Source organism: Gilliamella sp. HK2, assembly GCF_001690265.1.
GTDB classification, from domain to species: Bacteria; Pseudomonadota; Gammaproteobacteria; order Enterobacterales; family Orbaceae; genus Gilliamella; species Gilliamella apicola_C.
In genome coordinates, this window is record NZ_LZGV01000097.1 from 37,528 (window position 1) to 62,365 (window position 24,838).

The 24,838-nt window shown below is 35.7% G+C and carries 28 protein-coding genes, 1 other RNA gene and 3 pseudogenes; 6 read left to right on the forward strand and 26 right to left on the reverse strand.

Features of this window, described 5'->3' with window-relative positions:
• Positions 1-4: 4 nt before the first annotated feature.
• The 13 genes from A9G45_RS13920 to A9G45_RS11660 all read right to left on the reverse strand — a co-directional run bounded on the left by A9G45_RS13920 (position 5) and on the right by A9G45_RS11660 (position 7,317).
• Positions 5-370: a hypothetical protein gene (locus tag A9G45_RS13920; RefSeq protein WP_081297916.1), complete on the reverse strand. Its 366-nt coding sequence runs from the start codon at positions 368-370 to the stop codon at positions 5-7.
• Entirely contained in the window at positions 363-605 is a 243-nt protein-coding gene (locus A9G45_RS11605; RefSeq protein WP_065566630.1) for a hypothetical protein, read from the reverse strand. The genes A9G45_RS13920 and A9G45_RS11605 overlap by 8 nt, the downstream gene beginning before the upstream one ends.
• Entirely contained in the window at positions 589-861 is a 273-nt protein-coding gene (locus A9G45_RS11610; RefSeq protein WP_065566629.1) for a hypothetical protein, read from the reverse strand. The genes A9G45_RS11605 and A9G45_RS11610 overlap by 17 nt, the downstream gene beginning before the upstream one ends.
• Positions 861-1,223, reverse strand: a complete 363-nt coding sequence (locus A9G45_RS11615) for a D-Ala-D-Ala carboxypeptidase family metallohydrolase (protein WP_065566628.1) — start codon at positions 1,221-1,223, stop codon at positions 861-863. The genes A9G45_RS11610 and A9G45_RS11615 overlap by 1 nt, the downstream gene beginning before the upstream one ends.
• Before the next feature lie 85 nt (positions 1,224-1,308).
• The gene (locus A9G45_RS11620; protein ID WP_065566627.1) at positions 1,309-1,692 is read right to left on the reverse strand and encodes a hypothetical protein; all 384 of its coding nucleotides are present in this window, start codon (positions 1,690-1,692) and stop codon (positions 1,309-1,311) included.
• A complete protein-coding gene (locus tag A9G45_RS11625; RefSeq protein WP_065566626.1) occupies positions 1,689-2,135 on the reverse strand; it encodes a Mor transcription activator family protein in 447 nt (148 codons plus the stop codon). The genes A9G45_RS11620 and A9G45_RS11625 overlap by 4 nt, the downstream gene beginning before the upstream one ends.
• Positions 2,125-2,637: a hypothetical protein gene (locus tag A9G45_RS11630; RefSeq protein ID WP_065566625.1), complete on the reverse strand. Its 513-nt coding sequence runs from the start codon at positions 2,635-2,637 to the stop codon at positions 2,125-2,127. The genes A9G45_RS11625 and A9G45_RS11630 overlap by 11 nt, the downstream gene beginning before the upstream one ends.
• Entirely contained in the window at positions 2,634-3,221 is a 588-nt protein-coding gene (locus A9G45_RS11635; protein ID WP_065566624.1) for a gp16 family protein, read from the reverse strand. Before A9G45_RS11635 ends, A9G45_RS11630 begins: the two co-directional genes overlap by 4 nt.
• 1 nt (position 3,222) lies before the next feature.
• Entirely contained in the window at positions 3,223-3,873 is a 651-nt protein-coding gene (locus A9G45_RS11640) for a DUF3164 family protein (RefSeq protein ID WP_065566623.1), read from the reverse strand.
• Positions 3,874-3,888: 15 nt separating this feature from the next.
• A complete protein-coding gene (locus A9G45_RS11645) occupies positions 3,889-4,173 on the reverse strand; it encodes a hypothetical protein (protein ID WP_141673677.1) in 285 nt (94 codons plus the stop codon).
• A 29-nt stretch (positions 4,174-4,202) separates the two neighbouring features.
• Positions 4,203-5,108: an AAA family ATPase gene (locus A9G45_RS11650; protein WP_065566622.1), complete on the reverse strand. Its 906-nt coding sequence runs from the start codon at positions 5,106-5,108 to the stop codon at positions 4,203-4,205.
• Positions 5,109-5,118: 10 nt separating this feature from the next.
• Complete coding sequence (locus A9G45_RS11655) at positions 5,119-7,095, reverse strand: transposase domain-containing protein (protein ID WP_065566621.1); 1,977 nt, start codon at positions 7,093-7,095, stop codon at positions 5,119-5,121.
• A 9-nt stretch (positions 7,096-7,104) separates the two neighbouring features.
• On the reverse strand, positions 7,105-7,317 hold the full coding sequence (locus tag A9G45_RS11660; RefSeq protein WP_065566620.1) for a helix-turn-helix domain-containing protein: 213 nt from the start codon (positions 7,315-7,317) through the stop codon (positions 7,105-7,107).
• 247 nt (positions 7,318-7,564) lie between these two features.
• Between A9G45_RS11660 and A9G45_RS11665 the strand changes: the two genes are divergently transcribed.
• Positions 7,565-8,260, forward strand: a complete 696-nt coding sequence (locus tag A9G45_RS11665) for a S24 family peptidase (protein WP_065566619.1) — start codon at positions 7,565-7,567, stop codon at positions 8,258-8,260.
• 843 nt (positions 8,261-9,103) lie between these two features.
• Here A9G45_RS11665 and ffs read toward each other — a convergent pair.
• From ffs to thrS, 9 genes are all read right to left on the reverse strand, one after another.
• An RNA gene (gene ffs / locus A9G45_RS11670) (signal recognition particle sRNA small type) lies at positions 9,104-9,199 on the reverse strand.
• Positions 9,200-9,336: 137 nt separating this feature from the next.
• The gene (locus A9G45_RS11675) at positions 9,337-9,630 is read right to left on the reverse strand and encodes an integration host factor subunit alpha (RefSeq protein ID WP_065566618.1); all 294 of its coding nucleotides are present in this window, start codon (positions 9,628-9,630) and stop codon (positions 9,337-9,339) included.
• Positions 9,631-9,634: 4 nt separating this feature from the next.
• Positions 9,635-12,022: a phenylalanine--tRNA ligase subunit beta gene (gene pheT, locus A9G45_RS11680; protein WP_065566617.1), complete on the reverse strand. Its 2,388-nt coding sequence runs from the start codon at positions 12,020-12,022 to the stop codon at positions 9,635-9,637.
• A 16-nt stretch (positions 12,023-12,038) separates the two neighbouring features.
• The gene (gene pheS, locus A9G45_RS11685; protein WP_065566616.1) at positions 12,039-13,022 is read right to left on the reverse strand and encodes a phenylalanine--tRNA ligase subunit alpha; all 984 of its coding nucleotides are present in this window, start codon (positions 13,020-13,022) and stop codon (positions 12,039-12,041) included.
• Between the two features lie 81 nt (positions 13,023-13,103).
• Positions 13,104-13,160 (reverse strand): pheST operon leader peptide PheM, encoded by a 57-nt coding sequence (gene pheM / locus A9G45_RS15080; RefSeq protein WP_141671930.1) that lies wholly within the window; start codon positions 13,158-13,160, stop codon positions 13,104-13,106.
• A 67-nt stretch (positions 13,161-13,227) separates the two neighbouring features.
• Positions 13,228-13,581 carry a 50S ribosomal protein L20 gene (gene rplT, locus A9G45_RS11690; protein ID WP_024496189.1) on the reverse strand — a complete coding sequence of 118 codons (354 nt, stop codon included), beginning with the start codon at positions 13,579-13,581 and terminating at the stop codon, positions 13,228-13,230.
• A gap of 32 nt (positions 13,582-13,613) precedes the next feature.
• On the reverse strand, positions 13,614-13,811 hold the full coding sequence (gene rpmI / locus A9G45_RS11695) for a 50S ribosomal protein L35 (RefSeq protein ID WP_034945602.1): 198 nt from the start codon (positions 13,809-13,811) through the stop codon (positions 13,614-13,616).
• Positions 13,812-13,895: 84 nt separating this feature from the next.
• A complete protein-coding gene (gene infC, locus A9G45_RS11700; RefSeq protein ID WP_065566615.1) occupies positions 13,896-14,435 on the reverse strand; it encodes a translation initiation factor IF-3 in 540 nt (179 codons plus the stop codon).
• Positions 14,436-14,462: 27 nt separating this feature from the next.
• A complete protein-coding gene (thrS, locus tag A9G45_RS11705) occupies positions 14,463-16,388 on the reverse strand; it encodes a threonine--tRNA ligase (RefSeq protein ID WP_065566614.1) in 1,926 nt (641 codons plus the stop codon).
• A 262-nt stretch (positions 16,389-16,650) separates the two neighbouring features.
• Here thrS and A9G45_RS11710 point away from each other — a divergent pair, with 262 nt between their 5' ends.
• Positions 16,651-17,112 (forward strand): YaiI/YqxD family protein, encoded by a 462-nt coding sequence (locus A9G45_RS11710; protein WP_065566613.1) that lies wholly within the window; start codon positions 16,651-16,653, stop codon positions 17,110-17,112.
• Between the two features lie 29 nt (positions 17,113-17,141).
• Here A9G45_RS11710 and recO read toward each other — a convergent pair whose 3' ends face one another.
• Positions 17,142-17,834 carry a DNA repair protein RecO gene (recO, locus tag A9G45_RS11715; RefSeq protein WP_065566612.1) on the reverse strand — a complete coding sequence of 231 codons (693 nt, stop codon included), beginning with the start codon at positions 17,832-17,834 and terminating at the stop codon, positions 17,142-17,144.
• A gap of 156 nt (positions 17,835-17,990) precedes the next feature.
• Here recO and A9G45_RS11720 point away from each other — a divergent pair, with 156 nt between their 5' ends.
• The 4 genes and pseudogenes from A9G45_RS11720 to A9G45_RS11735 all read left to right on the forward strand — a co-directional run bounded on the left by A9G45_RS11720 (position 17,991) and on the right by A9G45_RS11735 (position 22,524).
• Positions 17,991-19,619, forward strand: coding sequence for a Na+/H+ antiporter (locus tag A9G45_RS11720; protein WP_065566611.1), 1,629 nt, complete (start codon positions 17,991-17,993; stop codon positions 19,617-19,619).
• 21 nt (positions 19,620-19,640) lie between these two features.
• Positions 19,641-20,126: a ubiquinone anaerobic biosynthesis accessory factor UbiT gene (ubiT, locus tag A9G45_RS11725; protein ID WP_065566672.1), complete on the forward strand. Its 486-nt coding sequence runs from the start codon at positions 19,641-19,643 to the stop codon at positions 20,124-20,126.
• 107 nt (positions 20,127-20,233) lie between these two features.
• Positions 20,234-21,275, forward strand: a pseudogene (locus A9G45_RS11730) (IS481 family transposase).
• 427 nt (positions 21,276-21,702) lie between these two features.
• A complete protein-coding gene (locus A9G45_RS11735; protein WP_141673678.1) occupies positions 21,703-22,524 on the forward strand; it encodes a hypothetical protein in 822 nt (273 codons plus the stop codon).
• A gap of 255 nt (positions 22,525-22,779) precedes the next feature.
• Here A9G45_RS11735 and A9G45_RS14185 read toward each other — a convergent pair.
• The 3 genes and pseudogenes from A9G45_RS14185 to A9G45_RS11750 form a co-directional block, all read right to left on the reverse strand.
• Positions 22,780-22,902 (reverse strand): annotated as a pseudogene (locus A9G45_RS14185) (IS481 family transposase); the annotation flags it as partial.
• A gap of 43 nt (positions 22,903-22,945) precedes the next feature.
• Positions 22,946-24,026: pseudogene (locus tag A9G45_RS15085) on the reverse strand (IS3 family transposase).
• 58 nt (positions 24,027-24,084) lie between these two features.
• Positions 24,085-24,465 carry a DDE-type integrase/transposase/recombinase gene (locus A9G45_RS11750; RefSeq protein ID WP_065567818.1) on the reverse strand — a complete coding sequence of 127 codons (381 nt, stop codon included), beginning with the start codon at positions 24,463-24,465 and terminating at the stop codon, positions 24,085-24,087.
• Between the last annotated feature and the right edge of the window lie 373 nt (positions 24,466-24,838).

The window sequence follows — 24,838 nt, forward strand, 5'->3', positions numbered from 1 at the left end:
CGTGTTATTTACAATCGTAGCCATGGGCTCTTTTGTAGATGCACAAGCTGTCAGCACCAATGCCGTTATAAGTGGCGCCATCTTTTTTAATCGCATCATCTATCGCACTCTCTAATTGCTGTAACTGTTCTGTGATTTGGTTTTGTTTTTCGATTAACTTTCGCGTTAATTCATCATTAAGCTCCGATCGTCGTTGTAGTTCGATTTTATGAGCATTAGCAATCGCTAATCTTTCTTGCGTAAAATTCTCTTTTAAAGTTGCAATTTTGGACTCCAACTTTTGGCTTTGTTGCATCCAATAAAAACTAATTATCGAAAGTGCAAACAGCACAATCACAGTAGGGGATAAGTTTTTTAAAAATTTAATCATTAGAATCATCCTTCAATTCAACTGAAGCACGCTTAATTGCAGCACGCTTGCTAGCTTGTGATTGCGCAACCCAAGCTGCCAAATAAGTACCGAGCAACAGCTCGTTTTGCTGATAATTAAAGCATTGGTAAAGCACAACAATGCTAGATACAACAAAAGCCAAGCTTACCGCACAATCTGATGATGATAATTTCCCTGTTTTGGGGTTTGTAATTAATTCAAGTATTTTTTTCATACTTTGATTTCCTTAAATCCATAAGAGCTTTTTGTAATCTGATATCTTGCTCACTAACACTTTGCCAGCCCTTTGTAAAAACAGATTGATAAGTAGCATCATGACTGTATAACGGGACTACCTTGTAGTTATCGCCACTTATCGCACAGTTCATTGCACACTCACGTGCAAACTCAAAAAGTTCTAAAAATTTTTTATTACGTAAAATTGGGTACATTTTGACGTAATCATCAATTGAGTGAGCAGACTCAATCATTAGTTAGCACCCCAGCGACTTCGGTTTTTGCGCACATCAATATGGGTAAATGATTTATAGCGACCTAGGCCGTATTTGCCTGGGTATTTTGAGCTCAAGTAATCAGCAACATCTTTTGGCCGAACACCTTTAACGACAATGTCAGCCGCATTGCCGTTCATGTGCTGGCTGAGTGGTGAACCACCAACCGCTTTATTATGAGATGAGCAGCGATAAGCGCTATTGATGATGACCGGTGCATTGAAATGTTTACGGACGTCTTCAAGCACATCTAGCAGCTCGTAAGCATATAAAACATTGCCGCAGCCACATTTGCACATGAACTCGGATTTTTTAAAGTGCGGGGATAATTGGTTTTCCATTTTCTATCCTTTAATTAGTTTAATAATTAAAGGATAGGGCAATTAAAGAATTGTTGGGTTTGAGGTAGCTCTAAGAAATTTAGATTTAGTTGATACTAGTGATTGTTGTTAAAAATGCATCCTTTTTATCTTCAATAATTCTATTGTTATATTTTATGTGATTAGTCGTTTTGATATCACCTTGCTGTAATATCACGTCAGCCTCGCAAAAATACGCACCGACACTATTTTTATCTAAAGTGATTATATTAGATAACTTTAAATTAATGCGAGACACTTCATCTTCAGTCATTCCATCTTGTAGAGCGCCTTTCTTTAAAATAGAAAAAACGTTATTAACAGTTTCTTTTGCTCCGCACGTAGGAGCATTCGTACCTATAAAATGAGTGACAGCAAGATAAATAAGATATATTGCCAGTAATATATAAATAAAATTTCGAACCTTTATAAATTTTTCTCTTATTGTCATTGTTCCCTCCTTTCAAACATGTCTGGTTGATATTTTTTTCTATGCAATGCTAATTGCTCCCGTATAATAGAATAAACATGACTATCTGTTAAATTATATTTTTTTGCTAGTGTTGTTATATTTCCGTCGCTAACTTGATAATCAAGAAAAATTCGATTATCGCGTATCGCCTGCTTTAACTTCTCACCATTTGGAATATAACAAACACGCCCACCAAAATAATTACCGAGTACGCAAACGAGCTTGGTTGCCGTGATTATTGCTTTTTCATTTTGCATACCTTGCCTAACAAGCTCCGCACAGAATAAATCAACAAACTCAGATAAAAGTTTTGGCCAGTTTTTTCGAATCGTTATAACATCAGTCATATTGTCTAATGTATCCAGTGCAAATCCCAGTTCCTCATGATCATCGTCGAACAGTTTTAAATTATCATCGACCATCTCTCTTCCTCCTTTTTTGGTACCATTCTTGCGCACCTTCGACATTTATTTTTGAAAAATCAGCTTTAGCACGATACATTTGCTCAAAATAAACTTCGTTGCTTTCTTTTGCTGGCGCATCCTCTTTACTTGTCTCAGTATACAAAAATAAGTGCGCAGTTGAATTATAAACTGTTTTTAAATAATTATGATTTGCAAGTGGCTTAATTTCATTACTGATTGCTCGTTTTTTTTGAATTTGCTTAACCGTTTCATTTAATGCGTGAGCTAAATGGCGACTTGGTTTGAATTGCTCAAGAACTTCTTCCATCAATTTTGCTGTGCGTGAATTACTAAGATTGGACTTGGCCGGTCGAAATAAACCGACATAAGCAACAACTGGACGTGCGCAGTTATGTGTAAACTTAAGTAAAAGACTTAAAACATCACGACCAGCCTGATCCTCAATAATTGAATCTAAATGCAAATCGCTATGACAAATAGGGCAGCGTCCTAATTTCATTTTTGCTTCCCCTTATATCTCTTTTTAAGCACGTCTTCATAAAGCCCTCTAATTTCATCATACCCGCTGTATGAAGTCCTATCTGGCAAATAAAGCACATTATCTTTATAACATACACCGCTAACTAACAAAAATTTATCAACCATTTCACGTATATGCCAGCTCTTTAAAGACTCCAAAACATGCTGAGCTAAATAAGAGTCAAGCCATGCATGAGTTTTAATGCCAAGTCCGCTAGTAAATTTTTTTGTCATACGCTCGACAAATGCATCTAACGCCTTATCACGTGAATCAGAAATAAACCCTTGATGTCCCATTGTGATCCAGATAGCGCGGATCTTTTTTATGTCATCACGCCGATCTGATGTTTTGACAACCGGTGCACCATACTTCTTTTTTACGCCTGTATACTCAAACCCTTTCAATTTCATTGTTTCGTAAACTTTCTCAAGCTCATGTTTTAGCATTTTAGAGCACGAGCTTTTTTTAGTTTCAGCGACAAGCAAAGCGCGGTACGTTTCATCATCTAAGCCAAGCTTTTGCTTGGCTATATGAATAAGTTTAATTAATTGTGATTTTGTCATATTAAACACTCGCAATATCTAGGGCGATTGGTCGATACTCGTTACTATCACCGACTCGTTCATAAACACGAATATAAGAACGACTGCCCACAACCTGCAATGAGTCTGTTAGAGCATCAATTGCTTTTTGCCAGCACTCATCTTTAATGTCAAGACGTCGTAATTCAAGCAAACGACCAAGCTTCAAACTTCCATCATTGTCGGTAGTAAAAGCCCTGTTAACTAATGCCTTCAACTCCGGTCTCGCATTTTTAGTCCAACTATCAACACAATCAATGATTAATTGTTTTGCAGCTAAAACGCACTCATTCGGAGCAATACAATCATGCATTGAGCGCTGAATTTTATATTTACCATCAAAACTAAACAAAGTGATATTGCCTTTTTTACCCCCAATGTTAACGCCATAACAATCAGCTGATAACTCCACAAAAAAGGATATATCGCCAAAAGCTTTAGCTTTGAATAGTGCTAACTCTTTATTAAGAGTTTTGGCATGCTCGATAATATCAGCAACAACGATTTCACGCTCCATATCAACGTCCTTGATCACCTCCTTAGGAATTAACGCACCTTTAGCATCTTTCCAATATCCATCAATTACCGTTTCGTTAGTGTATTGTTTGCAAGATTTATCTTTATTTTTGTTCATTTTTCTTTCCTTTAATCAAATCAAACTTTCAGACCAAACCACACGACATCCAGAATATTCAAAAACGCCCTGCTTAATTGGCATGACATTATTAAAATGCTGATACGACGCTTTACCGGATATTATTAAATCTCGGCACTTGTCATTGCTAAATAAAAAAATAGTGGGGCGTAGAGCATTACCGATTACAACTTTATTGACCAAAAATCCTTCACTCGATAGCTGCTCTATAATCTTTGATACATCATTCATTGTTAGCGCGATTTCTTCAGCACTGTACGGCTTACGTTGTTCTTGCATGATTTCCCCCTCATCAAATTGATAAATAATCAAACACCTTCCAAATCTCTAATTGCCGCACTAATGTGTGTTTCATTGATTGCTGCGTTACTACTATTTGCAAGAATTGCAGCAAGTGATAACGTCATTTTAATGATACGAAGTGCGCCCGCCTTTTTACCTAGCTGATGAACTATTTTTCTTTCTCTATCTCCATGAATACCCCACGCATCAGCGATTGCATCAACATCACCTTCGGTGGTATTTAAAATCGCCACTTTTTTAGCAATACGTGAGAAGAGACGGGCAAAGTCAGTTTTACGAGAGCCATTGCCTGATAATTTAGAATAGATTTGATGGTTACCGCACAGTACAACACCGACCCCCGTCATCTCTTGAATCAAACGAATTTCTTCGAGCGCATCGTAGGGTAAGTGGTCAGCCTCATCAATTATTAGCAAACCCTTGGTCTCTCGCATTTTTTTACATATAGCACTACTTAATGTACCGAGCCTTTTTGGTGCATAATCAATATCGAGTGCGCAAGCTATGTCATATAAACATTCAAGTAACTTTGCTGATGAAGGTCTAACGGTAATCAACCACGTATTTGGTTGCCTAGCATATTCAGTAATTGCGTTAGTTTTACCAACACCACTATTGCCATAGACTACGACAAAACAACCCGCAATTTTTGCATAATCAAGCGCATTAAATATCTTTTTACTTGTTGGAGTTTCAACAAAACTTGGTGCGGTTTTCAAGTTGTTCGCTTTCTTTTTGTTATCAAGCCATACTGTTAACTTATCAGCAATTTTCTGGTTGTCGCCGCTATACGAATCATTCATAAACTGACTGAGTGCTGTAGGTGAAACATCGCTTTGTTTCGCAATAGCGCTATATTTTTCACCATTTTCAACCGCTGCTTTTATTTCATTTCTAATACCAGTAAACATGACTTACTCCTTATTTTTTTTGGGCTGCTAATTTTTTTATGCCAGCTTCAAATGCTGAATCAAAATCAAGTACATCAGCTTTCGCCTTGCTCATGTCCTCATCTGTCGTTGTTCCATTTTTTGATTGCTCAGCTTTTAAAATCTCAATAACTTTTGAATCTGGTTTTTCTGATACTTCAATATCGGGCATGAGCGATTGAACTTCTAAAATCGACATGCGTTTTTGATTTTCGGCTGCGCCCTTATGGCGTTTAACGAACTGCGTACGTTGACGTTTATGTTCACGAGCGGCTTGCGTATCACCGAACGCAACACGATCTAAACACTGAGCATCACAGATAAAGCGACCATCCAACGTATAAACAAGCACGCTATCGTGTAGGTTGCGAGGGTCAAATCGAATAACAACTTTATTAGGTCGAATGCCAATTAATTTTTCATTGTAGTAGCGGTTTTTAGCGCCACGAATTGAGCCACCGGCATCAATCGTAAACGCGCCATCAAAGCGAACGGTCACCGCTTCAGAAGGTAGTAACAATAATCGGCGTTGTTCTGCTGTAGCTTTTTTAATGGCGCCTGATTGATAGCTAGCATTAAATGCATCATCAAACGACATCACACCACCACAGACCTCGGTATTGCGGTTCGGTTTACTGTTAAACATAGCAATACCTTGCTCAAGCGCTTTTAAGAACACATCAACATCAACAGCATTCTTGCTGTTATAGTTATCGGGCTTTTCAAGCACATTTGCCCCTGTATACGCTCCAGCTAACAAAGGGTGCTTATCAACCAGCTCACCAAGCCCACCGTGAGAAAATGCACGCTCAATCGGCTTTGCTTGACCATGCCCTTTACCAAACATGACACTTGACCAATGAAGCTGAATGCCAAGCATTGGAATAATCCCCATCGGCTCATCTGGTTTAACTTTAAAGCGGTAACGATTTGGTACGCCACCAGTCAACCATTTGTTTGCTGCTGCTCTCGTGTTATCGATAGTGACATGCTTTGGTATGCCGTAATTTTCAATTACATCAGCAAGCGATAGACGAATTGAATCGCTATTCTCTGAAATATCACAGTAGTAAGCTAAGATTTTGCGAGTACGAACATCTTGCCAGATCCATGTCTTAGGTCGCAAAATCTCGCCGTTATACCACTTAACAAACACGTTATGCAGGTAACCGTCACCGTTAATCCATTCGAGCGCATCAAGCTCAATAACGCTACGTTGCTGTGCAGGATACAACTGCATTAGTGCATGCTCGCCCTTACGCCACAATACTTGCTGTTGTGGTGTGATTTCACGTTCAATCTTTCGGCGCAAGCTTGATTTGTGTGGAATATCCCAACCCCGTTCTTTAGCGACATCACACAGCATTTGATAGCACGCATTAAATGCCGGTTGCTCAGGTCTGAAATAGTTAGCAACGAAAAAGTCCCAAGCTTCAGGTGTCATTTTGTATTGCCGAGATGAATAATCACGATCCATGTTGCCAGTTATTAATGCCGGCAATAAATCAGACTGCTCAATTTCTTTAACTTGGTAAAACCAACGCCTAACATTGCCGGATGGGTGTTTGTGTGTTATTGCAACAATATTAAAAGCTTCAACAGTTTTTGTGCCGGTAGCGACTAACTGCCTGACCGCAACAACAGCTGCAACTTTAATTTTTGCTTCCTCTTTTTGCTTGTCTGTCGCTTTATCACACCGAGCCCACAGAACTTCAGCGCAATAGCTTTTCTCTTTTGGCTCTGGCTTATCTATCATCTGATTACCACCAATCATAATTTTGTTTTTTGACTTCAAAACACGAGCTTGGTCGTAGATAGATAAAGAAAAGATGTTATATTCAAAAGCACCGCCACGAACACCCTTTACTTTACGACGCTCCCAATTTTCAACCTTAGCTTTATATAACACACCTTGAACTGTGTTTGGCATCCCTACAATCTGGGTTAAATCTTGTGCTGTAATCCACATAAAACCACCTTATTTATATTGATAGCGAGAAGGCCAAATTTCTCTAGGATCTAAACCAAGTGCGTCAGCAATTATTCTCTCAGCCTTAGGATAAGAAACCCTTAAAGCGTTATTTAAAGTATTGGGAGCCAACCCAGCTTTAATTGAAAGTGACTTTAAAGTAATTCGCTTTTTACGCAGTGCGCATTTTATATCTTCTAGATGCCAATCTTGTTTTTCCATATTTACCACCTCTCAAAAAAATGTAACAATACCAATTAGCTCTAAACTTAAAAATTAAGTTTAAATCTAACTTGTAAGTAATGATAATTCACTTTAAAGTTAATTGCAATGCATCTTTAAAGTAAAAATAACATAAAAATTTATATTTTTCTTTTGTTTGGTTTTATTTAAATAAAAAACAATAAGATATAAAAATATAAACTTTTAAAACAAACTTTAAAGTTAACTTTAAATATAAGGCGCAAACATGAAAGAGATTTGGTTAACACCGAGAGAAATAGCTGGTAAATACAACTGCCCTAAAACTGTACAAGGGGTAGCTTTAAGAGCAAAGGCCGAAAATTGGGAAAAACGCAAAGCTAAAGGAAAAAAGGGGGGCGGATTTGAATATGAAGTATCTAACATCATAAACAAATTTGAACTATTACAAAATCACGAGAATAGCTCTGATAACAAATTACAAGGATCTGCGGCAAACTATAACGTAAGAAAAGTATCGGTTGATGAAGATTTTTTCAAAGGGCATACAGTAATTGGTGAGCTAAAAGTTGACACATCAAATATTGATGATATCAAAATATCAACAGACGGGGCGGCATGGATAATATTATCAAACGAATTTGTTGAGAGACAAGGGCTATCAAATGTAGATCTAGCAACATTCACAGCAACAGATGACAGCATGTCAGACGCAATCAAAAATGGAGACACGCTATTAGTTAGCATCCACAATGACAGCACAGAACAAGCAAAAGCACTGGGAGGTATTTACATTATATTATTTAATGGTGTGATAATGGTGAAGAGGTTACAGTACAACCCCGTTGATGTATCGTATAGCGTCATCAGCGACAATCAAAATTACCAAGCATTCACCGTGCAAAAAGAAGATCCAAACTTCAAAGTAATAGCAAAATTAGAAAGGGTTCTATCAAAAAGATAAAGCATTTAAATTATTTTTAAACGCAATTTAAACGGCTAATAAGCATTTCCGCACTAACCGAAATTTTACAGCCGTTTTTAATTTTATTTCCATTCTGCATTTTTTCCGCATTTTTATTTCAATTTTTTTTCAATCCCTTTCCGAACAAGGCTTAATCCCATTTATTCCCGCGCAATTTTATTTATTCCCTTATTTTCATTATCAGTGATTCATTACAATGATTGTGAACTTTCTGTTTAAAGAGAGGTGTCATATGGCTATGACTAATACATGGATCAACGATTTTGTTAGAAAAAAGTTAATTAAACTCGACCATTTTGATAATATGTTTACTCCACGCAGCTAAATTTCAACACCCTGATCAATTTGTTCTATCGACGATTGTAAACAAATCTTTTTATTAACGAATCAAATTTGCATAATAAATTTAGTAATTATTTTAATTAAAAGAGAGATTGTCACCAAATAGAAATACCAAAGACAAAGGATTTTCAATAGATGAATTTGCAACTAAAGCATCAGTGGATTATTTAGTGATATTATCGCGACGGCAAAAAAGCGGGAAAGCAAGCTCATCTTATGTTTTTTATTAATGTTATATTATTAATATTTAATGATATAACTAGCGCAAAATTATTTAATTACAATCTAGTATTTAATAGCATATTATTTACATTGCAGTTATTGTTGAGATAAAGGATGGATATGACAAAATAACTTTATTTGTTATCAAGAAGTTATTTTTTCTTATTTTCTTAATATGTTGTAAATTATAAATAACACCTAATTAGTTATAATTTATAAGAATAGGCAAACTTACTGTAAAATAAGTTTTGGAGGAGACTCTATCAGCCACATCCCACACACATATTTTTTACTTTGGCTGCTTCCTTCCGGACCTGACCTGATGAGCAAAAAAATGTTGCAAGAGGACCCATAGAGCCTCCATTGAAGAACGGTTATTATGCTTTATTTACGAAATTAATACAAGCATTATTTATAAATAAAATAGCCTTCCCAGTGTTCTTAATAAGAGAAAGGCTATTATATTAAGCAAGCAGAATAAGAATTTAATATTAAATAACTAAATTTTTTTCTACACGCTCTCTGAATTTAATTCCAGGTCTAAAGGTAACAACTCGGCGAGCTGAGATATCAACACTTTCCCCTGTTTTAGGATTTCGACCAGGGCGTGAGTTTTTATCTCGTACCGAAAAATTACCAAATCCAGATAATTTTACTGGCTCCCCTTTTTCCAAAGCCACTCGAATCTCTTCAAAAAAGAGTTCAACAAGGACTTTAGCTTCTTGACGATCAATGGTAAATTTTTCGGCAAGACGATCTGCAATATCAGCTTTAGTTAATGTCATATTATTATTCTCTTAATAGGGCTTTAAAACGATTTTGTAAAGCAGTAACGCATTTACTTACAATGTTTGTTATATCTTCTTCTTCAAGTGTACGTGATTTATCTTGTAAAATCAAACTGATAGCAAGACTTTTTTGATTTTCTTTGATATTTTCACCTTGGTAAACATCAAACAAATTAACTTTAATAAGTTGCTCACCACCAGCCCGCTTACACTCAGAAATAATATCAGCTACTGGAATTGTATTTGATACCACAATAGCTATATCTCGTTTGTTCGAAGGATACTTTGATAAGTCTTGAGCAACAGGTACTGTCTTGCTATTAATTTTAGCTAAATTTATTTCAAAAACAAGTGTTTTACTATTTAAAGATAATTTTTTTTCAATTTCTGGATGTAAAACACCTAGATAGCCTAATAGCTCATCATTCAAATAGATAGTAGCACTTTGTCCAGGATGCAAGGCAGGTAGTTGAGCTTTTTTAAACTGTACTTTATCCGCACAGCCTAAAAGAGAAAAGATTGATTCAATATCACCTTTAAGATCATAGAAATCAACATTCCTTTTAGGAAGTTGCCAATGCTCTTCATATAAGCTACCTGTAATAATGCCTGATAACATTAACTCTTGGCGTACACCTAATTCATCTTTTTCATCAGGTATAAAACGCAATCCTGTTTCAAACAATCTAACCCGAGATTGCTGGCGATTTTGGTTGTATAGCACTGCATCTAATAAGCCAGACCATAGTGATAAACGCATAACTGACATTTCACTTGAAATGGGGTTAGGTAATGTGATCTCTTGCTGCTCAGGGTGAAGAATGTGTTGAATTTTGGGGTCAACAAAGCTATATGTTACGGCTTCTTGATATCCTCTATCAACTAATAAGTCTTTTATTCTTCGCAATGATATTTGGCTTTCAGGCTTTGGTTTCATTACTGACTCAATTTTTAAATTGGCATTTGGAATATTGTTATAGCCATAAATACGCGCAATTTCTTCAACTAAATCTTCTTCGATTTGCAAATCAAAACGCCAACTTGGTGATTTTACAGTCCAAACATTGCCATTGTATTCGACTTCACAACCAAGCCTAATTAAAATATCGGTGATTTTTTGTGTCTCAATTGCATAACCAATGATACGATCAATTCTATTGCGACGAAGTTTAATTATTGCTTGTTTTGGTAGTTCACTTTGTTGTGTTACCTCAATAATTGGACCAACTTCACCACCACAAATATCAATTAGTAATTGACTCGCTCGTTCCATTGCAACAAATTGTAAAGATGGATCAACACCACGTTCATAACGATGCGAAGCTTCAGTATGTAAGCCATATTCACGAGCTTTACCTGTTATTGCTAATGGACTAAAAAATGCAGATTCAAGAAATACATCTTTAGTTGTTTGTGTTACAGCCGATTTTTCACCACCCATAATTCCGGCTAAAGCCAAAACCTTTTGGTGATCGGCAATGACTAAAGTTTTATCATTAAGGTTAACTTCATTACCGTTAAGTAAGACCAGTTTTTCATCATTACTTGCGTAACGAACAACTATTCCCTTTTCTATCTGAGTCAAATCAAATGCATGCATTGGATGACCAAGTTCTAATAATACATAGTTAGTTATATCTACAACTGCATCAATTGAACGAATTCCACCTCGACGTAATTTCTCTTTCATCCAAAGTGGAGTGGCTGCATTAACATTAATATTTTTGATTACACGTCCCAAATAGCGAGGAGCGGCTTGAGGAGCATCTATCTGTATTGATAAAGTATCGGTAATGGTTGCAGGCATACTGTCAACTTGTAGTTCTTTCATTGGAACGTTGTTAACTGCAGAAATATCTCTAGCAACGCCAATAATACCAAAGCAATCTGCTCTATTCGGTGTTACGCTGATATCAATCATGACATCATTTAAATTCAAATATTCACGAATGTCTTGTCCTAACGGCGCATTATCAGGTAATTCAATAATACCATTATGTTCATCAGAAATTCCTAATTCAGAATAAGAGCACAACATGCCTTCTGATGGCTCTCCCCGCAATTTAGCTGGTTTTATTTTAAAATCGCCGGGCAATACAGCGCCTACCGTTGCACAAGCAACCATTAAACCTTTACGGCAATTTGGAGCCCCGCAAACTATATCCAGTAATTCAGCTTTACCAATATCAACTTTTGTGACACGAAGTTTGTCTGCATTAGGATGTTGCATACATTCAACGACTTTACCGACAACAACACCTGTAAAATCGCCTGCTACTTTTTCAACATCATCGACTTCTAAACCAGCCATTGTTAATTGATCAGCTAACGTTTCGCTACTAATTTCTGGATTGATCCATTCACGTAGCCAACTTTCACTAAATTTCATGTTTTGATCTCCAGAATTAATTAAATTGCTTTAAAAAACGTAAATCATTTTCAAAGAAAGAACGCAAATCAGTGACACCGTAACGTAACATTGTTAGCCGCTCTATCCCCATACCAAAAGCAAAGCCACTGTACACTTCAGGATCAATGCCTACATTACGTAATACATTAGGATGAACCATCCCGCAACCTAACACTTCTAGCCACTTGCCATTTTTCGCTTTAATATCAACTTCTGCTGACGGTTCTGTAAATGGAAAATAAGCTGGTCTAAAACGAATTTCCATATTATCTTCAAAAAAGCAATGCAGAAAATCATGCAACAAACCTTTTAGATGTGTAAAGCTGATATCTTTATCAACAAGTAAGCCTTCCATTTGGTGGAACATTGGCGTATGAGTTTGATCGTAATCATTACGATAAGTTCTTCCTGGAGCAATGATTCGAATTGGTGGTTTTTGGTTTTCCATTGTGCGAATTTGCACCGTTGAAGTTTGTGTTCTTAATAATCGTTTTGCGTCAAACCAAAATGTATCGTGATCAGCTCTAGCTGGGTGATGAGCAGGAATATTTAATGCGTCAAAATTATGATAGTCATCTTCAATTTCAGGCCCCGTTTCAACAGCAAAACCAAGTTCGCCAAAAAAATCGACTAACCGATTAATCGTTTTTGTCACTGGATGTAATCCACCTAATTCAATTGATTTTCCTGGCAACGTAATATCAATTGTTTCATTAGCTAGTTTCGCATCAAGAGCCTGACGCTCTAAAAAATTGCGCTTATGATTTAATATTTCAACAACTTTTTGCTTTGCATCATTTATTTTTTGACCGACAGCTGGGCGCTCATCAGCTGGAACATCGCGTAATGAAGCCATTTGCATTGTAAAATGACCTTTTTTACCAAAATACTCCACCCGAATTTGTTCGATCGAATTAATGTCATTAGCATTTTCAATAGCGGATTTGGCATTATTTACCAGTTCAACTAATTGAGGCATACAGTTCTCCTGCTTATTGTTTATTGCATAAAAAAAGCCTCTTTTGAGGCTTTTATAATTATTTTTCGTTTTTTCTTTGCCTCACAAAATAGTATTGCTAAAGCAATCAAAAAAGAAACGAAAAATAACTAACTTCATAATTAATCAACCCTTATAATAAAAATGAAAATATAAAAGCCGAGATAACTCGGCTTTTATAAAGCTATTATAGTGCCGCTTTTGCTTTCTCAACTAATGCAGCAAATGCATTTTTGTCAAATACAGCAATATCAGCAAGGATCTTGCGATCGATTTCAATTGATGCTTTCTTTAAACCATTGATAAAACGGCTATAAGAAAGACCACATTGACGAGCTGCCGCATTAATACGGACAATCCATAATTGACGGAATTGACGTTTACGTTGACGACGGTCACGATAAGCATACTGTCCTGCTTTAATTACTGCTTGGAAAGCAACACGGTATACACGTGAACGTGCACCATAGTAACCTTTTGCTTGTTTTAAAATTTTCTTGTGACGTGCACGAGCAATAACACCACGTTTAACACGAGCCATAAATTATATCCTCTAAATAATTAACCAATAACTTAAGCGTATGGAACACACGCAGTAACTAAACCTAAATCGCCTTTTGACACGGTGGTCAAACCACGTAAATGACGTTTACGCTTAGTTGATTTTTTAGTTAGGATATGACTTTTGTTAGCTTGCTTATGCTTAAAGCCACCAGAAGCTGTTTTTTTAAAGCGCTTTGCTGCGCCTTTTACAGTTTTAATTTTAGGCATTTTATTAATTTCCACTTCGCATTGTTAATAAAAATAAAATAATGGTGTAATCTTTAATGAATCAAAAATTAACTTGTAAAACCATTACTTTTTCTTCGGCGCAAGCACCATAATCATTTGGCGGCCTTCAATCTTAGTTGGATAAGATTCAATGACAGCCAAATCAGCTAAGTCCTCTTTAATACGATCAAGCATTTCAGATCCTAACTGTTGGTGAGCCATTTCACGTCCACGAAAACGCAACGTAACTTTAGCTTTATCGCCATCTTCAAGAAAGCGAATCAGGCTGCGGAGTTTTACCTGATAGTCGCCTTCGTCTGTACCAGGTCGGAACTTAATTTCCTTAACCTGAACAATCTTTTGCTTCTTCTTCTGCTCTTTTGTTGCTTTACTCTTTTCATAGAGGAATTTGCCATAATCCATAATTCGACAAACAGGTGGCTCTGCATTAGGGCTTATTTCGACTAAATCAAGAGTTGCTTCTTCAGCTTGTTTTAAAGCTTCGTCTAAGCTTACTATACCGAGCTGTTCACCATCGACGCCGGTTAACCTCACCTCACGAGCAGTAATTTCATCATTGATCTTATGCGCGCGTGTTGACTGAATACGTTTACTGACTTTAATATCTCATTCCTCCAAAGTAATTTATCATTAATTCATTTGTTCTAATGAACGACTATGAATTTCGTTAAGCAACAATTCTATAACATGTTTCACTTCAAAGCTACCAAGATCTTTACCTTGGCGTGTTCGAACTGAAATTGTTCCTGATTCCATTTCTTTGTCTCCACAAACAAACATATAAGGAACACGTTTAAGAGTATGCTCACGAATTTTAAACCCTATTTTCTCATTTCTCAAGTCTGCTTTTGCTCTAATACCAACTTTTTGTAATTTTTCGCATAATTGTTTGGCATATTCAGCTTGATTATCAGTAATGTTTATTACGGCAACTTGTAATGGAGCAAGCCATGTTGGAAAGAACCCCGCGCAGTTTTCAGTTAAAATCCCCATAAAACGCTCCATTGAGCCCAAAATAGCTCTATGGATCATAACTGGAATATGACGTTCGTTATCTTCACCTACATAAGTTGCATCTAAACGTTCAGGCAACATAAAGTCAAGCTGAACAGTACCACATTGCCATGCACGACCTAAACAATCATGTAAAGTAAACTCGATCTTCGGTCCATAAAATGCGCCCTCACCTGGTAAGTACTCAAATTCTATGCCATTTTCAGTTAAACATTCGGCCAAATCTTTTTCCGCAAGATCCCATGTTTCATCTTTACCAATTCGTTTTTCTGGGCGAGTTGATAACTTAACCGTAATGTCAGTAAATCCAAAAGTACTATAAGTATCATAAACCATTTTAATACAGCTGTTAACTTCGCTACGAATTTGGCTTTCCGTACAAAAAATATGTGCATCATCTTGCGTAAAGCCTCGAACACGCATTAATCCGTGCAAAGATCCTGACGGCTCATTTCGATGACAACTACCAAATTCTGCCATACGCAATGGTAAATCACGATATGATTTTAACCCTTGGTTAAAAATTTGCACGTGCCCAGGACAATTCATTGGTTTAATACAATATTCACGATTTTCAGATGAAGTCACAAACATTAACTCTTTATAATTACCCCAATGCCCTGTTTTTTCCCATAAAATGCGATCCATCATGAAAGGGCCTTTGACTTCTTGATAATCGTATTCCTTTAATTTGGTGCGAACGAAAACTTCAAGCTCACGGAAGATAATCCAACCATCATTATGCCAAAATACCATACCTGGTGCTTCTTCTTGCATATGGTAAAGATCAAGTTGTTTACCTATTTTTCGGTGATCACGTTTGGCTGCTTCTTCTAAGAATTGTAAATAACTATCGAGTTGTTTTTTATCAGCCCATGCAGTGCCATAAATGCGTTGTAACATTTTATTATCACTGTTACCACGCCAGTAAGCGCCGGCGACTTTTTGCAATTTAAAATGGTGGCAAAAACGCATATTAGGCACATGTGGCCCTCGGCACATATCAATATATTCTTCGTGATGATAAAGTGCTGGTTTTGAATCTTTAGGAATATTTTCATCTAAGATAGCTATTTTATAGGGTTCATGTCGTTTCCAAAATACTTCCCTAGCTTGCTCCCAACTAACCACTTCTTTTTTTACTTCGTAATCTTTTTTAGCCAATTCATGCATACGTTTTTCTAATGCATCAAGATCTTCTTGCGTCAAAGAGTGATCTAAATCAACATCATAATAAAAACCATTATCAATAGTTGGACCAATGGCCATTTGCGTATCAGGCCATAATTGCTTAATAGCATGACCTAATAGATGCGCACAAGAGTGACGTATAATTTCAAGACCATCCTCATCTTTTGCCGTAATAATGGCTAATGTGGCATCTTGTTCTATCAAATCACAAGCGTCTTTACGCTCACCATTTACACGTCCAGCTATACATGCTTTTGCTAGCCCTGCACCTATGCTTTGTGCAACTTCTAAAACAGTAACGGCTTTATCAAATTGACGTTGACTTCCGTCAGGAAGAGTAATTATTGGCATAATAAATCCTTATAACAGTGGTGCGCCACACGAAAGCGCACTTGCATACATAAATAAAGTAGACCGCATATACTATCACTTATCATTAAGATTTTAAATAGAAACAATTGCCGCGACATCAACACGAATATGAGCATAAAATAGACTGTAACGTATCCTATCTCTGTAATACTTTTACAAAAAATAATTGATTATTTTTTTATAATAGACGATATAATCACTAAATATTGGAAGTTTTAATTGAATATTGAATAGAGTAACTATGAACATTTGGATTGATGCTGATGCATGCCCTAACCCAATTAAAGAGATTTTATATCGAGTAGCAAATCGAAAAGCCATTAATACAATATTAATAGCTAATCAACGATTAACGATTCCCCTCTCACCTTACATTCAAAGTTTACAAGTTGGAAAAGGATTTGATGCCGCAGATAATAAAATTATTGAGTTAGTTAAAAAAAATGATTTAGTTATCACATCCGACATTCCACTTGCATCAGATGCATTAAATAAAGGCGCTTTAGTACTCACACCACGAGGAGAACAATATACACTCGATACGATAAAAGAGCGGCTAACTATACGCGATTTTATGGAAACTATGCGAGCTAGTGGCGTACAATCTAAAGGCCCTTCTCCTTTTTCAATTAAAGATAGAGAAAAGTTTGCCAATCAACTTGATAAATTAATTCATCACTTTTCTAATAAATCTTTCTGTTAGTATTATGTATAAATTGTAATTGGTAAAAATTAGAGCTTCAAAAATAGTTCTCTGCTTTTAAAAGGTTTTGAACCTACATAAGGTTTTAATGCCATTCGAGTAAAACGTTTTGCGGCTTTCAGTGTATCATCACTATTAAATTGGCGTTTTCCTAGTGCCAAAACTTGTTCACCTGTAAAACTGGTGCTGTTTTTTAATAAGCTACTAATAAACCCTTTTTCACTTTGATATTGATAATTCATCGATTCGACAATACTATCGCCAGTGGCACAGCAGTGAAAAAAATCAACACAATAGCCTAAATTATCTAATAAGGATAATTCAAAAGCTCGTAGCACATTTTCAGCAGAAACCTGTTGTGCTAATTGTTGCAAGCTTTTTAAGTAGTCATCAAAAAGTGTTGGCATTTCAGTTTCGGCGACTAAGACTCGGTGTAATAGTTCATTTAAGTAAAAAGCACTATATAAATAAACAGATGCTAATGGCAAAGAGAGAGACATTGCTTCAACTTGACGCAATGTTTTTATGTCACCTTGACCTGAATATTGTACAATTAGTGGAGTAAAAGGTTGCAACATCCCTTTTAATGATGAACGTTTTCTTTTTGCTCCCTTAGCTAAAACCGTTATTTTTCCAACATTTTCAACAAACAAATCAACTAATAGGCTGCTTTCAGTATAAGAACGAGTGTGTAATATAAATGCCCTTTGCCAACTTTCCATCAAAAATACCTGTTAATTAATTCGATTATTTTCTAATTAAAATTTGTATCTGACCAAAATTTAGATGATTCTGCGAAATTTTCACCTGAAATTTAACTAAAGATCCTGTATAATCAATATAATCAACAGGATTATAGGATAAATAGAAGGAAAACTATGGAACTTTTTTCAATAATTTTACTCTTGGTACTAATTGTATCACTTTCTGGTGTCGTTGTTAAAATGTTGCCAATTCAAATTCCATTACCTTTAATGCAAATATTACTAGGTTGTATATTGGCAGCATTTAATGTTTATGTAGAATTTGATCCAAAATTATTTCTCGTTTTATTTATTCCCCCTTTGCTTTTTGCTGACGGACGCAAAACGTCAGTGAAAGATTTTATCTACAATGGTAGAGAAATCATCGGATTAGCTTTAGTTTTAGTTGTTATTTCGATTATTGCATTGGGTTACATTCTTTATTGGATACTACCAAATGTTCAGTTAGCTGCATGTTTAGCCTTAGCTGCTGTGTTATCGCCAACCGATGCTGTAGCATTAAGTGGAATTGTGGGTAAAGGTCGAATAGAAAAAGAAAAAATGGAAATCATTGAGGGCGAAGCATTAATGAATGATGCTTCCGGCTTAGTTTCTTTAAATTTTGCTATAGCAATTGCAGTTGGCACATTACAATTTGACTTATTACAAATTAGCATGACCTTCTTTATCGTTGCCATTGGTGGTTTAGCTATTGGTGTCTTATTTACTTGGTTATATGCACGTATTTTACGTAAAATAAATCAGCTGACTCACAATGATCCAGCTATTCAAATTGTATTACTATTCTTACTTCCATTTGCCGCTTATATCATTGCAGAAGAATTCCACTGCTCAGGTATTTTAGCTGCTGTAAGTGCAGGTATGACAGTAAACCATTCAGGTATGATGCGAAATGCACCGTTAACTGCACGCTTACAATCAGATAGCACATGGTCAATGTTAACTTTTGTGTTTAATGGATTTGTATTTGTTTTATTAGGCATTCAACTACCAAGTATTTTAAATAATACTTTTGCAGAAAACCAAATAGATAAATCAATTGAAGTGTGGCAATTATGTTTAATTGTTTTATTTGTCTTTGCAGTGTTAATGGGAACTCGATTTGCTTGGTTATGGGCAATGAAGCATATGCCTGCCATGCCTTTTGGAACCAAACGTCCACTTGCATTTAGAGCATATTCAACAAGAGATCTTTTAATTTCGACATTTGCAGGCGTTCGAGGTGCTATTACTCTAGCGGGTGTATTATCCATACCAATAAGTATTAGTGGTCGTTATCAACTTGTTTTTATTGCAGCAGGTATCATTTTAATTTCATTAATTACAGCAGTTATAATATTACCTATCTTATTACGAGGTAGTGTCATTTTAGATAATTCTGAACAACACAATGAAATTTTAACAGTTAAAGGACATATGGCCGAAGAAGCCATTACTAGTCTTGAAAAAATGCAAAACAATTTATTACAAGAAACATCAGAAACAGGTTTAGATCAAGAAATTATTCATGAAATTGGCTCTCGTGTTATTGGTTCGTTAAGACGGCGAACGGGTCTGAAAGACTTAGAACAAAAAGCACTTGAAGCAGAAAATCTAGAAAGGCGTATGCGTCTAGTAGCAATTGGTGCAGAACGTACAGCTTTACTACAAATGAAAGTTCGTAATGAAGTTAGTGAAGAAGTTTATGAACATTTAAATACTGATTTAGATATCTATGAAAAAATGATTTCTGGAGATGCCTAAATGATTGGATCAAGAAGCGAAATTTTAAGCAAGATTCATTCACAGTTTGTTAATAAAGCGCCCCATATTTTGGGGCTTACTTTACGACACATTCCTTTTAATATAAAAAAGCAGGCCATAGAGCAATTATTACAGTTACAATTTGAACATTCTCTTGAAGATGGGGATCTCGACTTTTTAGAAAATCGATGGCTTAAAATTCAAGTTACCGATCTTGGCCTTATTTGGTTTGTAAGCCTTATTGACAATAAACTTGTCGTAAGCAGAGAAGAGATTGCTGATGTAAGTTTTATTGGTAATGCTAATGATTTGATTATGATAGCAACCAGACGTCAAGATCCTGATACCCTATTCTTTCAGCGACGTTTAATTGTTGAAGGTGATACTGAGCTGGGTCTTTACGTTAAAAATTTAATGGACTCAATTGAATTGGAGTCTATGCCAAATTTTCTAAGAGTGACACTTGAAAAGCTAGCGAGTATTATTGAAAGCGCGCCGGAAATTTAATTTGTATTAGTTCCGACTTAATCGGACAAAGGGATTGAAAAAGAGAACGTTACCAGTTTTGATATTAGGTGTCAAATCTAAAATCAAAACAACAAGAGGTAACGCTCATGCTTCATACTAACAATCAAATCATAAAACATAAAGTAGGCTTATTAAATTTAGCTGAAGAACTTCAAAACGTGTCTAGAGCTTGTAAAGTGACGGGAGTATCAAGAAGATACGTTTTATCGTTATAAAGAACTCATTGAAGAAGGTGGTTTAGACTCTTTAATATCAAAGAGTAGATGGACACCAAATCTCAAAAATCGCGTTGATGACCCAACGGAACAAGCCGTTATTCGTTATGCTATTGACTATCCTGCTCATGGTCAGCATAGAACAAGCAATGAGCTTCGTAAGCAAGGTGTTTTTATTTCAGGAAGTGGCGCGCGTTCTGTTTGGTTAAGATATAATCTTGAGAATTTCAAAAAACGCTTACATGCTTTAGAAGAAAAAGCGACTCAGAAGGTATTGAACTCAATGATAGCCAAATAGCTGCATTAGAAAAGAAAAAGCACGATGATGAAGCTTGTGGTGCAATAGAAACCGCTCATCCAGATTATCTTGGATCTCAAGATACGTTTTATGTTGGTAATTTAAAGGGTGTCGGTCGGATTTATAAACAGACTTTTGTTGATACTTATTTCTAAGGTTGCGCATTGTAAATTGTATGTGACCAAAACGCCAATTACAGCAGCCGATTTACTCAATGACAAGGTCTTACCATTTTATAATGCTCATCATTTGCCAATGCTTCGAATATAAACCGATAGAGGAACGGAGTTTTGTGGCACTATTGAAAAGCATGATTATCAACTTTATCTGGCGATTAATGATATTGACCATACTAAGACAAAAGCTATGTCGCCACAAACGAATGGGATCTGCGAACGTTTTCATAAAACTATTTTACATGAGTTTTATATGGTGACATTTCGTAAAAAGCGCTATTCAGATTTAGAAACACTCCAAACAGATGTGGACAATTGGCTGCATTATTACAATAATGAACGAACTCATTAGGGAAAAATGAGCTATGGTCGAATACCAATGGAAACATTGCTTGATGGAAAACGGATCTGGGAAGAAAAAAATCTGAACCAGATTTAACCTGACAGACACCCAATAAAAACTGGTAACTGTCAAATTAGGTTTGAGCTACTACATGATGGTTGAATGATTCTGTTGTAGTTGCTGTGCCCACCTGTTACGTGTCTTTGTGGACACTAAAGCTTTTTTATGATTTCTTCCTAAAGCTGTGATTTTAAGCTTGGATCAGCAACCATGTGTTTAAGTTACAGTTTTCAGTCTCAAGCTCCTTTAAATGTTTGATGACTGAATTTTCCATCCTGCCATATTTTTCCCGCCATTGATAAAAAATTGAATTACCCATGCCCTATTTACGGCACAGTTCTTTAACTATATATTGATGAGTTTTTCTTTACAAAATTGTTACAAATTATATAAAATTATTAATTATTAATAACTAGGACTTTTTATGAAAACATTACGACTTGTTTTAGCTTGGCTTTTTGGCGTGCTTTTTATTTTATCAGGAATTGTAAATTTCACTCAAACCCCATTGATGGGAATAGTAGCGCTATTAATAGGTATAGCACTATTACCGATAACTTACCAAATCATTTATAAAAACACACAAAAAGAGGTAAGCGGTAAGAAAAAAGCGATAATAACCACATTATTAATTGTTGTTTGGTTTATTATTAGTGGTGTAGATAGAAGCAAAGAAAGAGAGGGGCAAGAAAAAAACCTTATTTCAGAATTTAACTTAAATAAACAGGAAATTGTTTCACAAATCAACCAATTGATAACAGAGAAAAAATATGATGAAGCGGCATCTTTAGCCGATAAATATTACTCAGCTAAAGATCAAACGGTCTTAGAATTAGGCGAACAAGCTAGATCAGAATTAATAAAACTTAAAAATCAACAAAAAATTGATTATTTATTAAATAAACTTAAAGAAGTTCCTAAAGCTGAATTAGAAAAAAAGATTGAATTATATAACGAGCTGTCAACACTTGCCCCTGAAAACGCAGAATATAAAACCCAAAAGGCTAAATTACAAAAAGAATTACAACGGAAAAAATTGATTCATTCCCAATTTAGCTCTTGGGATGGTTCTCACAGAGAACTTGAAAAATATATAAAATCAAAAATGAATGACCCTGACTCATTCAAACATGTTGAAACTAAATATATCGATAATGGAAGTGATAACCTAATTATCGTCACTTCATTTAGGGGGAAAAATGCTTTTGGTGGCGTTATTGTTAATACGGTAACAGCCACCGTTGATTTGAATGGAAATATAATAAGTATTATCAGTTGGAAATAAAAAGAGAGGGCTATAGTCCCTCTTTTAATAAATTCTATTCAGATTTTTCAATAACTGAATGCTGCAAATCGAGATTGTTCAATATTTTGTGTCATTTAGGTAAACTAGGTATAAAAAGGGAAATGGCACATGTTCCAAGAATTTAATTTTGAAAAAGCATTAAAATTATTACAAAATAGCCAACCGTTAATAGGTAAAGTGTAGTAGCTCAAACCTAATCTGACAGTTACCAGTTTTTATTGGGTGTCTGTCAGGTTAAATCTGGTTCAGATTTTTTTCTTCCCAGATCCGTTTTCCATCAAGCAATGTTTCCATTGGTATTCGACCATAGCTCATTTTTCCCTAATGAGTTCGTTCATTATTGTAATAATGCAGCCAATTTGTAAATACCCCAAACTTAGTACACAACTCACGTAGAAAATCATGCTGCTTGTTTTAGTGTTTTATACTCAATCGGTGTCATGTTATTTAATGCCTCATGCGGTCTTTCGGTGTTATAAATGGTTAGCCATTCTTCGGTTACCTTTCTTGCTTGTTCTAGATTATTAAATAGATATAAATCGAGCACTTCAGTACGATAGGTACGATTAAATCGTTCAATATAGCCATTTTGATAAGGGCTACCGGGCTGGATATAATCAATGGTTATACCATGTAATTTAGCCCAGTTGGTAAAGGTTTTCCCTGTAAATTCTGGCCCATTATCGACCCGCATTTTTAATGGATACCCATGATATTCGGCCAGTTTATCTAAGTAACGGGTAATCCTTCCTGCTGGTAAGTTTACTGCAATATCAATACCTAACGCCTCACGATTAAAGTCATCGATGACATTGAATGTTCTAAAGCGACGTTGATTACGACTACTGTCACTCATAAAATCCATTGACCAACATTCACTTTTTTTATTGGGAGCCAATAACTTTTCTGACGCCCGAGGTGGCATTCGTTGTTTTCGTTTTGTTTTAAGATTCAGTTTTAACTCACAATACACTCGATAAACACGTTTATGATTCCATTGATAGCTGAGCTTTCTGATACGATTAAAACATTTAGGAAAGCCCCATCGTAAATGCCAGTCTGTGATAGCATTCAACACCGAAATAATCACGAATCATCCTGTAACTTAGATTAATAGTAGTAAGCACAACGGCTTAAGCCAACAATGGCACAGCTCATAGCAATAGTAACTAAATGATTTTGTTGTAGTTGCTGTGCCCACGTTTTACGTGCCTTTGTGGGCACTAAAGCTTTTTTATGATTTCTTCCTGAAGCTGGGATTTTAAGCTCAGTTCGGCAAACATCTGCTTAAGCTTGCGGTTTTCAGCCTCCAGCTCCTTTAAGCGTTTGATATCCGACGTTTCCATTCCGCTGTATTTTTCTCGCCATTTATAGAAAGTTGAATTACCCATGCCATATTTACGGCACAGCTCTTTAACGGGAATACCCGCTTCAGCTTCTTTTAAAATAGCTACGATTTGATGTTCAGTCATTTTTTTCATAATTGAATCCTCTTTTACTTTTATCATAGAGAATTTTCTACTTTTTTGCTGTACTATTTTAGGGGATAGTTACAGGATTGAAGCGTTGGCCTTTTACAAACTTCGTTTTAATTGTTCTCAATGTCGCTTCGGCTACCTTATTGTCATAAAAACCCTCTTTCTTGCTTAATGAATGCGTGATATTAAATGCCTTAAAACAATCCTCCAATAGCCGATTATCAAACTTTTCACCTCGATCTGAATGAAATAAATCCAATTTCGATAATGGTTGTTTAATTTGGCTTAATGCTAACATGACAAGCTCTGCCGTTTTATGTTTACCAACATGATGGCAATCTGCATATTGGATAAATTCACTAAAACACAATAAATAATGCCAACGTTGGTTAGCTCGAATATAAGTTAAATCCGCGACAACAATTTGCTTTTTATCATCCACAAAGAATTACTGTTGCCAATAATTCTTTGTGGATGTTTCATTCACTTCTGTATCGTGAAATTTATAATGTTTAACGGTGTATTTTGATACGAGTAATAAAGGATTTCATCTCCCAAGTAATATAACGACGTGATACCTAAATATTCTCGTTTTGCAAATCAAAACGAATTCGCCTTGTACCATAAGAATGATAGCTTTGGTTAAACAGCATCACTATTTTAACTACATAAAGTCTTACTGATTTTTGTTTATTCAATTTACACTAACAATAAGCATAATAACTTGATAATATATAGTTTTGTTGCGCTATAACGATGTCGTTTTGCGTTTAGAATAGTTATTCGCCCCATTATCAGTGCTTATCGTTTCCACA